Origin of the sequence: Paenibacillus sp. FSL R5-0517 (assembly GCF_037974355.1) — a bacterium.
Classification (GTDB): Bacteria; Bacillota; Bacilli; order Paenibacillales; family Paenibacillaceae; genus Paenibacillus.
The window spans coordinates 755368-768516 of the sequence record NZ_CP150235.1; the positions used below are offsets into that span (position 1 = coordinate 755368).

Below are 13149 nucleotides of genomic sequence, written 5' to 3' on the forward strand. Positions count from 1 at the left end.
AATCAATCACACACCATACCAAATTGTGAAAAAATATTAAACAAAAATGCGTCTTTTTTCAAGAAAGCCTCCATATAATTCTAACAAATCTGCTGAAGTCTATCAGCAAATTCACTAGAGACGGTGGAGGGCGATTCGTAAATGGTACAGAGACCGGAATTAAGAATCAAGGGAGAAGGGGAAATTCCCGTAACATCCATACATACGTTTTTATCTGGACAATGGTCTGTCATTCTCGTGCGAATTGCGATATTGCTATGTGTGTTCGCTGTATACGCTGGCACCGCGTATGCATCTTCTGCTTCTGGCTCAGATGATTCGATCAGGGAAGATAAGAATACGCAAGACAAGGTCGTCTATCTGAGTTTTGACGACGGACCGGGTAACCATACCCGAGAAGTATTGGATATTTTGCGCAAAGAGCAGGTTCTGGCCACTTTTTTTGTGCTGGGTGAGCAGGCAGAGCGTTATCCCGAGTTAATCCGGTCGCTGGTGGAGGATGGACATGCTCTGGGCAATCATACGTTTAATCATCAATACAAACAGCTGTACAGTGATTTTAAAGTGTTCTGGAACCAGATCAAGCAGACAGAAGACGTGCTGGAGCGTATAACTGGTTTCCGTCCGAATCTGGTGCGAGCGCCAGGAGGTACCTACGGACATTTTGACCAGAGTTATTTTGATCTGCTGCAATTGGGTGGATACACCGTCATGGACTGGAACGTCGATAGTGGGGATTCCAAACGAAAAGGTGTTCCGGCCACAGAAATCCTTAAAAATTCCACCAAAGTACCTGAAGGAACACGTTCGGTGATTGTCCTGATGCATGATGGAGGTGCGCACGCTGAAACGGTAAAAGCACTTCCGGGTATTATCAAATATTATCGTGATCACGGATACCGTTTTGACATCATAAAGAGTTCGGATCAGCCGGTTCAATTCCGAGTTCATCCCGATGCCAAGTATAAGTCCCGCAAGGCTCCGGGAAAGGCATGGATCGCAGAGCATGTAGAAGGTAATGCTGCGTTGTGGCTCACAAGCAAGAAGCTGAAGATAGAGGTAGGATTGGCTGCGGCAACCTTACAACCTGGAGAATTCCGAATGGATGGGCAGCGAATCATGGTGCCTTTGCGTACATTCATGAAAAAGTTCGGGGGCAGCACGCGCTGGGACCCAGAGACAAGGACAGCCACAGCAGTATGGAAGGAAAGAACGATTCATGCAGACAGTGTGAGCGGAACACTGAGCTCAACAGGGGTAATTGAAACAGGAGCAGTACAGAGTCAGGGGGGAACCATCTGGGTTCCGTTACGTGAGTTACTGGAGCAGATGGGGTTAAAAGTGAATTCCTTAACCAGTAATAAGGCAGAGTGGACGGTAAAGGCGGGCGCTTCCAGGTCCATTTCGGCAATGAATCTCATATTTAAGTATAAAATGATCTGAAGAAAGTCATGCTTGCAGGACTATTCTCTCTACTTCCGGGCAACACTGAATCATAGATTACTATGGTTCAGAAATGCCGATGGACGGAAGGAGATCAGGAGAAATGTCTTATATCCGAATGGAACATGAACATGCGGTTGAATTGTTAAACAGGGTCATGAAACGTGTTGAAAGTGTGATTGTTGGCAAAAAAACAGAGATTCGTTATGTTCTCACTGCAATGCTCAGTGGGGGGCATGTACTTCTGGAAGATGTACCGGGTACCGGGAAAACCATGCTGGTTCGTGCCGTTGCTTCCGCGTTGGACTGCTCCATGGGCCGGATTCAATTCACGTCCGATGTCATGCCGGCAGATGTTACGGGCACTTTAATCTATCATCCACATACAGCTGAATTCAAGTTTCGCCCCGGACCTGTCATGTCCAACGTTGTCTTGGCGGATGAAATAAACCGGGCTTCACCCCGGACTCAGTCTGCCCTGCTGGAGGCAATGGAGGAACGACGTATTACGGTTGATGGAACAACCTATGCCTTGCCACGCCCCTTCTTTCTGCTGGCGACACAGAATCCGTTACAGTTTGAGGGTACGTACCGGCTGCCTGAAGCGCAGCTGGATCGATTTATCATGAGGATTGGACTGGGGTATCCCGATCCGGAACAGGAATTGGAATTGTTAAGTCGGATGCAAGGTAGAGAAGAGCTTGATGAACTTCGCCCTGTCCTGCTTACTGAAGAAGTCGTAGCCATGCAGCGTGAAGTCAAACAGGTACATGTTGACCCGGTCGTCAAACAGTATCTGGTGGCCGTTGCTGTAGCCTCTCGCAGCCTTCCGGCGGTCAGATTGGGCATCAGCCCGCGTGGAACACTGGCCTGGATGGCTGCGGCGCAGTCGTTTGCCTACCTTCAAGGACGCAGTTATGTCATTCCCGATGATGTGAAAGAGTTGGCAGTGCCTGTTCTCTCACATCGAATTCAATTGAAGGCCCAGAACAGAGCGGAGGTTTGGGGACAAGTCCAAGTTATTGAAGAAGCCTTGTCATCCGTCCCTGTTCCTGTACAAATGGCATCACAGGGAAGGGGACGGAGGCAATGACTGCTCTGGGACAACGGATGTTGAGTGCTGTCCTTGTGGTGGCTCTGGCTTCCTTATATCAGTGGCATGGTGGCAAAGCGGCGTTGTTTCTATCCATTATGGCTTGCTTGATGTTCATAGGAGGTCTGCTTCTCCATTGGTTCGGACCACGGCGTATTCACATCCGTCGGAAAATACATGCGAATCGGATTGAGGCAGGCGAGCGGGTGCGGGTTCAAGTCGAACTGGAATTCGAATGTCGTATTCCATTGTTATGGATCGTTCTGTGTGAAAATTCACCTGCAGGTGTTCATCGCAAATTATTTTTCCCGGGAACTCGGCGGAAATTTTCCTATCAATATGAATGTTCCGGTTTACGCAGAGGGGTCTACAGATGGGATACGGGCAGATTGTACTGGGGAGATCTGTTTGGCTGGAATACCCACTCTACAGAGACCGCAGGCGGCACCCCCTTGATTGTTGTTCCTCAAGCATCGGCTTGGGGGGAGGGGGATTCAGCAGAATTCGCAGCGATGATCGAAGGGACTCTGTCGGAGAGAAGAAATAGCCAGGGAAACCGCAGCCCCGAGTTCCGTGAATATCAGCAGGGTGACCCGCTGGGACGTATTCATTGGAAAAGCACAGCCAAAACGGGGCAACTTCAGACCTTTCTGCCCGATACCACAGATCTGGCTTCACTGGGCATCCTTGTGTATGAAGGCGCATCGGGTTATGAGGTAAAACAGCCAGAGACTATGGAAGCACCTGCTTTTGAACGAGTGGTGGGTGCAGCCGCCCGCTGGATTCATACGGCTGAGCGGGACGACATTCCTTATCATCTGTGGATGGAAGGCGGAGATAAGAGTCGTAATGAACAAGATCAATGGCGACATGGGTCATTCCAGGCAGATAATGAGTGTCATGGTCTGGACAGACTAGCAGGAGCACGAATATCCACAGCCCAATCCGTGTCGGTTTCACTCCGAACGGAGATGCTGGATGGACTGGCGCGCGGTTCGCGAATTGTGGTTCTCACAGGCAAGATCGATCAGGTTCTGACCGAATGGATTATAACTGCAATGGGTTCAGGTTATCGTGTAGAGGTGCAATTGGCTGAAACGAACCAGCTAGGATCAAAGGATAGATTCATGACTGGAATTGAGCATGACAGCTCAAGTATAGAGCGGCTTCGTCACACCGGGGTATTGATTCAAGCGGTTACAGACGTTGCGTTATCTTCATTGGGAAAGGTGGAGGTAACGGATGTGGGAGCATAATAAAAACCAGGAACCCAATTCCACTGTGACGGCTGACAAAGCGTCAACAGCCCGTCTGAGATTAGAATCGGTCCATTCTGTAGTTAGGAATGTGAACCACACTTCTCTTACAGAGATAAAGGATGAGGGATCTGTTAGAGTGCCGGTTCTGTATAGGATATTTATTTCGGCCATTTTACTTATACTGTCTCTGGAGTGGATATATCCTGTTACGTCATCAGGTCAGCAGGGCAGTGAACGTTTCTTGTCCGTAATGGCGGGGTTAACTGGAGCATTGCTGCTCGCAGGGTTAATTCGTACAGGGTGGATCACCCGAATACTGATCCGATTATTTATTGCACTCGCTGCGCTATGTCTGATGTATGGAGGAAGTGATCCTGCCCGTTGGGCGGTTGCATACCCCGGAATACTTTCAGCGGATATGGACACCTTTATGGATAACTGGCGATTCCACTCGATTAGTACAGAAACGAGAGGACTGTTCATGATGTGCGGTTGGAGCATGCTCATGGCTTCTGTGCAATCCCTTGTATTGCTGCGTAGAAGCGTTATGCTGTTTGGCAGTGCAACGCTAGTATACTTGCTTCTGCTTGAATCTTTTGCGGGGTTGGATGTATATGCTTCAGTAATACGGTCTGTGTTATGGACTTTTCTAATTCAGGCTCTGCTTCAGCTACTACGCCTCAACGGAGGAGTAACTACCCCGAGTTATCGTGGCAGTCCCTATGGCCGTTGGAGCGTTATAACCATTGTTGCTTCCACAGGTATGGTCCTTTTCTCTGCGTTACCTGGTCAGTTCGCTTCCATACCTCAACCGGAACGCATATCCCTGGAGCAGATGGGTGAACGCATAGCTCGCTGGGCAGGTTATACACAGTACAGTAGCATCCCTGCTGCAACGGCGGTAACGGGATATAGCACGGCAGATGCGCCCATGGGAGCACCTCTGGTGCAGGGGAATGCCCTCTTTTTTACAGCGAAGAGTCCGGAAGTGACGTATTGGCGAGGAGAGACTCGTTCATATTATAACGGTAGTACCTGGAGTGACCCAGAGCAAAGCTTTGAAACGGCCAGTCCTTCCGGACTCCTGCGTTCTGATGGTTGGGAGAATCAAACCTATTGGAAACGTATTCGCCAAACGGTCACGATGAAACGGGAATGGAAAGGGCCGAATCCGTTATTTACCGGGGGAATCCCGCTGAATGTATCGTTTCAAGATAAGAACAGCAATAATAAGGAGAACATGCTTACGTTGTTATCTAATCGAGATTCCGCAACGTTGTGGCTTGCAAACGCCGGCGAAGATCATATGGTTAAAAATTATACGGCAGACGTCATGTTTCCTGTGGCCTCGCCGGAACAGTTACGTCTGTTAGGGAATGCGAATAAAGGGAAAGATCCTGCCTCTATACGGAGGACATATCTGCAATTGCCCACATCTCTCCCGGGTCGGGTGCAGACGCTCGCCAAGGAAATCATTCAAGGCAGTGAGACTCGGTATGACGCTGTACAAGCCGTCAAGACTTATCTGGCTGCTCATGCCGAGTATACGCTCGATACCCGTATGCCACCGCGTGGATCAGATTTTGTGGACGATTTTCTATTCGTCACACGGCAGGGGTATTGTAATCATTTCTCCACTGCCATGATTGTGTTGCTGCGTTCAGAGGGGATTCCTGCACGCTGGGTTAAAGGCTTCGGGTCTGGGATGGCTGACCCGAATATACCAGGTCAATATATCATTTCCCAAGGAGATGCACATTCTTGGGTAGAGGTGTATTTTCCAGGGGCAGGGTGGATGCCGTTCGAGGCTACGCCGGGCTTCACCATGGCGCAAGGCGCGGGTGAAGATGTGGCAGCACTCGCCGGGCCGCAGCCTGTTGTAGAGACTCCGCCGTATATGAGCGGCGGATGGGCTAACGCGGGCGCATGGCTGCTCGCCCGCGCACGGGCCATTGCCGCGGAGCCGGGGCTCGCGGCAGCCCTTGTCGCAGCGGCCCTGCTGGGCGCCGCTGCTGTGATCCGCATGCGACGGCTACGCCCCGCGCTGCGGATCAGGCTGCTGCTGGCTTGGCCGCGCAGCAGCTTTCCAGACCGCGAGCGGCTGCTGGGCGCCGCCGCTCCGGTCTGGGCCGCGCTCGCGCGCCGGTACGGCCCGCGGCCGCCGGGGATGACGCTGCGTGAATATGCAGCATCACCGGCTTTGGCCGCATGCGCGGACGGCGCGGACATCGCGCGGTTTGCAGCCGACTGGGAACGGCTGCTGTACGGGCCAGACCGTCCGCTGCGCGCAGACAGTCTGGACTTCCTGCGCCGGGCACTTCGTTTGGCCCGGCGATTGCAGGCGTTGTAACCCAAGGATGTTACAACATGCAGGCCACACAACCTGCCGGTGATTGCACTCTCGCTATCGCTTCCGATACAGATTGGAAGGTTGCAGCAGCAGATGATCACCACTGGCGCATCTATTCTATTGTGCTTCGGTTGTCCATTGTTGCATGTTACACATAAGACGCCTTTCGCGCTCCGCTGCGAACGAGGCGTCTTTCCACGATCATACACTTGAACCAGCATCTTGCTGCCATGTTTTCTGATCGGAATTTCATATTTAGAGGCATTTGGTAATCCTGTTTTGATATGTCGAAAAAAGGAGTTTCGCCTTTCCTTGACGGTATGTTTTGTCGTTGCGTATAATTAGTTTCATTGAATTGAGGGAGGCACGGTTATGAATAAGCAGAATGAGATTGTGGTTGTCCTTGACTTTGGGGGCCAATACAACCAGTTAATCGCCAGAAGAATCCGGGATCTTGGCGTATACAGTGAGCTTTTGCCGTATAATACACCGGCGGAGAAGATCGCAGAATTGGCACCAAAAGGGATCGTATTTTCAGGTGGGCCGTCCAGCGTATACGCTGAGAATGCTCCACACGTGGACCCGGCTGTCTATGACCTGGGCTTGCCGATCTTCGGGATCTGTTACGGGATGCAGCTTATGGCTCAACAGCTCGAAGGTAAAGTAGAGCGTTCCGAGAAGCGTGAGTATGGTAAAGCAGACCTTGAATTTGCTGCTGGATCTGCACTTGCAAAAGGCATTGAAGGTGAACATACCGTATGGATGAGTCACGGTGACCACGTGGTTACACTTCCTCCAGGTTTCAAATTGGATGCAGGCACGGAAAGTGCGCCAATCGCTGCCATGAGCGACGATGAGCGTAAATTGTATGCTGTTCAGTTCCATCCGGAGGTACGTCACTCAGTTCGAGGTAACGACATGATTCGCAACTTCCTGTTCGAAATCTGTGGTTGTGAAGGCAACTGGACGATGGAAACATTCATCGATGACACGATCAAAGACATTCGTGAAAAAGTGGGCGACAGTAAAGTACTGTGTGCTCTTAGCGGTGGCGTAGATTCTTCCGTTGTTGCTGCATTGCTTCACAAAGCCATTGGTGATCAACTGACATGTATGTTTATCGACCACGGTCTGTTGCGCAAAGGCGAAGCTGAAAGTGTAATGGAGACGTTTGTTGGCAAATTCGACATGAAAGTTGTCAAAATTGATGCTCAAGAACGCTTCATGTCCAAGCTGGCTGGCGTGGATGATCCAGAACAAAAACGTAAAATTATCGGTAACGAGTTTATTTACGTATTTGACGAAGAGTCCAAGCAGTTCGATGATTTTGCATTCCTGGCGCAAGGTACACTGTACACGGACATCGTGGAAAGTGGCACAGCGACTGCACAGACGATCAAATCCCACCACAACGTGGGCGGTCTGCCTGAGGACATGAACTTCAAACTCATCGAGCCACTGAGCACGTTGTTCAAGGATGAAGTACGTAAAGTCGGTACCGAGTGTGGCCTGCCGGACGAAATTGTACACCGTCAGCCATTCCCTGGTCCGGGTCTTGCGATCCGTGTTCTGGGTGAGGTTACTGAAGAGAAACTCAAAATTGTTCGTGATTCGGACTACATCCTGCGCGAAGAGATTGCCAAAGCCGGCCTCGACCGCGAAATCTGGCAGTACTTCACAGCCCTGCCGAACATGAAGAGTGTCGGCGTTATGGGTGATGCTCGTACGTATTCCTACACTGTAGGTATCCGTGCCGTAACATCCATTGACGGTATGACTGCGGACTGGGCACGTATCCCTTGGGATGTGCTGGAGAAAATCTCCGTACGGATCGTTAACGAAGTGGATAACGTCAACCGTATCGTTTATGATGTAACATCCAAACCACCTGCAACGATCGAGTGGGAATAGGATATACGCCTTAACAATAGATTGAAAAAAGACTCTCTTTTATCTGCGGTGTTTAGCAAATAGAAGGGAGTCTTTTTTATTGCGTACCGTACCGTATGAGTAAACATTAATCCAGGCGCTGTTCCTTATTAATAATCTCTAGAATTTCATCCCATTTTAAAGTTCATTTCATGATTCTTTCAGGTCCAGGCTGTACAATAAGGATATACTAAGAGCTAATATGGCTACTGAAAGGAGATTGAATGTATGCGTAAAACCGACTATATGAGCAAATGGAAAATGGGCATTGGAAGTGCATTTCTGATGGTGATGTTGGCAGGGTGCGGTTCAGGTATGCAAGACCTGGCTTCCGGTTCAGGAGACTTTCCACTTGTGAACTTAGAGGCAGCGGATGCTTCTTCCGATCAGACCAGAAACCCGGACTTAACAACGAACACGAATCAGGAACAACAAGAGGGACAGGATGCTCCACAGACAGAGATTTAACTAACATAGGACTGATCCGGTAAAAAAAGCTCCGGAACATGTCGCCAATTGCTCCATATACCTAATTAACATTGACTATTCACCTGATTGCCAAAACGCATCAGAAACATAAGCTGGCCAGATTAGAGCGCTTTTCGCCCTTTGATCAGGCTAGCTTTTTTATGTTAAACTGCTGAACTTTCTAGTCTGACAGAATGAACATATTCCCTAGAGATTTCACCGAAAAAAGCGCATACAATTGGGTTGTAAACCGCTGAACTGGTTCAATCTGTTAAATAATACGAACGATATTATAGGATATCGATATTAACATTCGTTTTTATGATTGACAAAAACATATTGCCCTCCTAAAATAGTGATGGGAAACAAACAAATAGCGCATACTAATTCGTATAATCTCGGGAATTGGCCTGAGAGTCTCTACGAGATCACCCTAATGATCTGGCTACGAAGAGGAGAAGGCTGAGCACAGGAATTCTACATGATTGCGGGACATCACGCACATTAGAATTTTTTTTGTTCTTAGTAAATGGCATCGTGCCGCTCCTTGTCAGCTGAACCCTGGGTGAAGAATATTCATCAGGGTCATTTGTCGTTTTTCAATATGGCTTCAACATCTCTAAGGGGGAGTTAGTGAATTATGGATCGTTTTTTTAAATTAAAAGAAAACGGAACAAATGTTAGAACGGAGATTGTTGCGGGTCTTACTACCTTTATGACAATGGCTTACATTCTTTTCGTAAATACGTTGTTCTTGGGACAGGCCGGAGCGGGTATGTCGGATAATGCAGTATTCTTTGCAACAGCCGTCGGTGCCGGATTAATGACTATTATTATGGGATTGTTCGTGAATATTCCAATCGCGCTTGCACCAGGTATGGGATTGAATGCGTACTTCATGACTGTTGTTCTAAGTTCGAACGGGGCGATTACTTGGCAGGCTGCTCTCGGAGCGGTATTCCTTTCCGGTATCGTGTTCATTATTTTGACCGTGACAAAGATTCGGCAAATGCTGCTTGTGGCAGTTCCGCAGTCGATCAAAATGGCCATTACGGTGGGTATCGGTCTCTTTATTACCATCATCGGTTTCAAACTTGCTAATCTCGTGGCGGTAACCGTTAATGTCGCACCAGACGCAGACCTGAGTCAGCCGATTCCGGGTAGCAGTTTTAACCTGTCATTGGGCAACTTTGTAACACATCACGATGCATTGCTGGCTCTGATTGGTTTGCTCCTGATTGCTATACTGATGGTTATGCGTGTCAAAGGCGCTCTGCTGATCGGGATCGTAGTAACAACGCTGATTGGTATTCCAATGGGTGTTACGAATCTGAGTGGTCTTTCAGGCGCAAGCTGGTTGCCTAACTTCAGCGATCTGGCAGTTGGACAACTGGATTTGAAAGGTGCTATCAGTCTCGGATTGTTCGAGATCATCTTCATCTTCACCTTCGTTGAATTGTTCGACACGTTCGGTACGATGGTTGGTACGGCAACACGTATGGGGATTATGAAGGACAAGAAAAAAGGCGAGAAAACGATCGGTAAAGCGATGCTCGTCGATGCAGTTGGTGTCAGTGCAGGTGCTGCACTGGGTACAAGTACAATTACGGCATACGTTGAAAGTGCTTCAGGCGTTGAGGCGGGTGGACGTACAGGACTGACTTCGGTAACGACAGGTTTGTTGTTCATTTTGGCCCTGTTTATCGCTCCGCTTGCGCTGGTTGTTCCATCCGCTGCGACAGCTCCGGCATTGATCATCGTGGGTGTGCTTATGATGAGTCAAGTACGTAGCATCGAGTGGGATGATTTCCTGCAAGCTTTCCCAGCGTTCCTTACCATTGTATTGATGCCTTTCACAGGCGGAATTGCAAACGGGATCTCCGCAGGTATCGTATCTTATGTGATTCTGGCGGTGTTCAGTAACTTGGTTACAGAGCGTAAAGTTAAAATTCACTGGCTCATGTGGATCTTGGCAATCATTGTAGTCTGCCGATACGTATTTATTGGCGGGGAGTAAGCATACAATAGTTGTGAGGAAGAATACTGTATTAAGTATGTAGTCTTATATATGAAAGAAAAGCGGAAGCCACGGGATCTAAACCCGGAGCTTTCGCTTTTTTTGTTTTCTTTTCTTGAGTAAAATGAATTTCAAAATTGTTTTCCTTCTATAATAGAAGGAATGAGTATAATGCTCTATGATCTGTTGATTAATTATCCAATGAGATCATACAGTTAGCATGTTTCTATAAGTATGAAGATTCTATACTATTCTTTCTTTTAAAATGAAGGATAATAGTGAAGTGAACTTCTCGTGATCTGAATGTCATTAGCGCAATTGTGGTAGCGTGTATAGAAAAGGAGTTTTCTCTACAATAGGATTGGTTAATCGTACGGGGGGGGGATTCATACGTATCATACGTCCGACACTGAGGAAATGCTTGTTAAAGGACTATGGATAATATATTTGAAGAAACTAATCTTATTCGAAAAAAAAGACTTGCATCCGATAACTGTACATGGTATATTCTAATTCCGGCCAAGAAAACACGAGATACACGGTGCGGCAAGCGAATGAAATGAGCTTCGAAAGAAACTTAAAAAAAGAGCTTGCAAAGTTGGTTCGGACATGATATTATATAAGAGTTGCTGAAGAGAACGACATTCGGTAACGAAACAAGTTTGATCTTTGAAAACTGAACAACGAGTGAGTAAACATTCTGCTTGCAGAATGAACGCGAAAGTTTGAAACAAGCCTTGGCTTGAATCGACTGGAGCACAAATGAGATGTTTAATCTCGTCAGATTCAAAATGAGCTTATCGCTCTTTTCAATACTTTATTGGAGAGTTTGATCCTGGCTCAGGACGAACGCTGGCGGCATGCCTAATACATGCAAGTCGAGCGGAGTTGATAAGAAGCTTGCTTCTTTGATGCTTAGCGGCGGACGGGTGAGTAACACGTAGGCAACCTGCCCTCAAGTTTGGGACAACTACCGGAAACGGTAGCTAATACCGAATAATTGTTTTCTTCGCCTGAAGGAAACTGGAAAGACGGAGCAATCTGTCACTTGGGGATGGGCCTGCGGCGCATTAGCTAGTTGGTGGGGTAACGGCTCACCAAGGCGACGATGCGTAGCCGACCTGAGAGGGTGATCGGCCACACTGGGACTGAGACACGGCCCAGACTCCTACGGGAGGCAGCAGTAGGGAATCTTCCGCAATGGGCGAAAGCCTGACGGAGCAATGCCGCGTGAGTGATGAAGGTTTTCGGATCGTAAAGCTCTGTTGCCAGGGAAGAACGCTTGGGAGAGTAACTGCTCTCAAGGTGACGGTACCTGAGAAGAAAGCCCCGGCTAACTACGTGCCAGCAGCCGCGGTAATACGTAGGGGGCAAGCGTTGTCCGGAATTATTGGGCGTAAAGCGCGCGCAGGCGGTCATTTAAGTCTGGTGTTTAATCCCGGGGCTCAACCCCGGATCGCACTGGAAACTGGGTGACTTGAGTGCAGAAGAGGAGAGTGGAATTCCACGTGTAGCGGTGAAATGCGTAGATATGTGGAGGAACACCAGTGGCGAAGGCGACTCTCTGGGCTGTAACTGACGCTGAGGCGCGAAAGCGTGGGGAGCAAACAGGATTAGATACCCTGGTAGTCCACGCCGTAAACGATGAGTGCTAGGTGTTAGGGGTTTCGATACCCTTGGTGCCGAAGTTAACACATTAAGCACTCCGCCTGGGGAGTACGGTCGCAAGACTGAAACTCAAAGGAATTGACGGGGACCCGCACAAGCAGTGGAGTATGTGGTTTAATTCGAAGCAACGCGAAGAACCTTACCAGGTCTTGACATCCCTCTGATCGATGCAGAGATGTATCTTTCCTTCGGGACAGAGGAGACAGGTGGTGCATGGTTGTCGTCAGCTCGTGTCGTGAGATGTTGGGTTAAGTCCCGCAACGAGCGCAACCCTTGATCTTAGTTGCCAGCACTTCGGGTGGGCACTCTAAGGTGACTGCCGGTGACAAACCGGAGGAAGGTGGGGATGACGTCAAATCATCATGCCCCTTATGACCTGGGCTACACACGTACTACAATGGCCGGTACAACGGGCTGTGAAGCCGCGAGGTGGAACGAATCCTAAAAAGCCGGTCTCAGTTCGGATTGCAGGCTGCAACTCGCCTGCATGAAGTCGGAATTGCTAGTAATCGCGGATCAGCATGCCGCGGTGAATACGTTCCCGGGTCTTGTACACACCGCCCGTCACACCACGAGAGTTTATAACACCCGAAGTCGGTGGGGTAACCGCAAGGAGCCAGCCGCCGAAGGTGGGATAGATGATTGGGGTGAAGTCGTAACAAGGTAGCCGTATCGGAAGGTGCGGCTGGATCACCTCCTTTCTATGGAGAATCGTTTCCTGTAACGGAAACATTCAAATACGCAGCTTAGCTGCAAAACTACTCACTCGTTGCTCAGTTTTGAGAGCTCAAACTCTCAAACAGCTTGCTTTTGCATGGAGCTTGTTCTTTGAAAACTAGATATCGAAACGAAAGTAAATGCGAATTAGAACATTCCTTTTTAGCTGAACTTGTGTAAACAAGTTTCAATAAAAACGGTAGTT

The 13149-nt window shown here is 48.7% G+C and carries 8 protein-coding genes, 1 rRNA gene and 1 riboswitch; all 9 genes read left to right on the forward strand.

The features are described from left to right. The first annotated feature begins 141 nt into the window (after nt 1–141). Nucleotides 142–1443: a polysaccharide deacetylase gene (locus tag MKX40_RS03535; RefSeq protein WP_339239464.1), complete on the forward strand. Its 1302-nt coding sequence runs from the start codon at nt 142–144 to the stop codon at nt 1441–1443. A gap of 103 nt (nt 1444–1546) precedes the next feature. Then, a complete protein-coding gene (locus tag MKX40_RS03540) occupies nt 1547–2536 on the forward strand; it encodes a MoxR family ATPase (protein ID WP_339239465.1) in 990 nt (329 codons plus the stop codon). Continuing rightward, entirely contained in the window at nt 2533–3792 is a 1260-nt protein-coding gene (locus MKX40_RS03545; RefSeq protein ID WP_339239466.1) for a DUF58 domain-containing protein, read from the forward strand. The genes MKX40_RS03540 and MKX40_RS03545 overlap by 4 nt, the downstream gene beginning before the upstream one ends. Beyond that, a complete protein-coding gene (locus tag MKX40_RS03550) occupies nt 3779–6145 on the forward strand; it encodes a transglutaminaseTgpA domain-containing protein (RefSeq protein WP_339239468.1) in 2367 nt (788 codons plus the stop codon). The genes MKX40_RS03545 and MKX40_RS03550 overlap by 14 nt, the downstream gene beginning before the upstream one ends. 17 nt (nt 6146–6162) lie before the next feature. Further along, complete coding sequence (locus tag MKX40_RS03555; RefSeq protein WP_339239470.1) at nt 6163–6303, forward strand: hypothetical protein; 141 nt, start codon at nt 6163–6165, stop codon at nt 6301–6303. Between the two features lie 214 nt (nt 6304–6517). Beyond that, nucleotides 6518–8056, forward strand: coding sequence for a glutamine-hydrolyzing GMP synthase (gene guaA / locus MKX40_RS03560; RefSeq protein WP_339239472.1), 1539 nt, complete (start codon nt 6518–6520; stop codon nt 8054–8056). Nucleotides 8057–8302: 246 nt separating this feature from the next. Then, nucleotides 8303–8542 carry a hypothetical protein gene (locus tag MKX40_RS03565; protein WP_150364231.1) on the forward strand — a complete coding sequence of 80 codons (240 nt, stop codon included), beginning with the start codon at nt 8303–8305 and terminating at the stop codon, nt 8540–8542. Between the two features lie 368 nt (nt 8543–8910). Continuing rightward, nucleotides 8911–9010: riboswitch (purine riboswitch) on the forward strand. Nucleotides 9011–9182: 172 nt separating this feature from the next. After that, nucleotides 9183–10559, forward strand: coding sequence for an NCS2 family permease (locus MKX40_RS03570; protein WP_253430011.1), 1377 nt, complete (start codon nt 9183–9185; stop codon nt 10557–10559). 817 nt (nt 10560–11376) lie between these two features. After that, nucleotides 11377–12928: ribosomal RNA gene (locus MKX40_RS03575) — 16S ribosomal RNA — on the forward strand. The last annotated feature ends 221 nt before the right edge of the window (nt 12929–13149 follow it).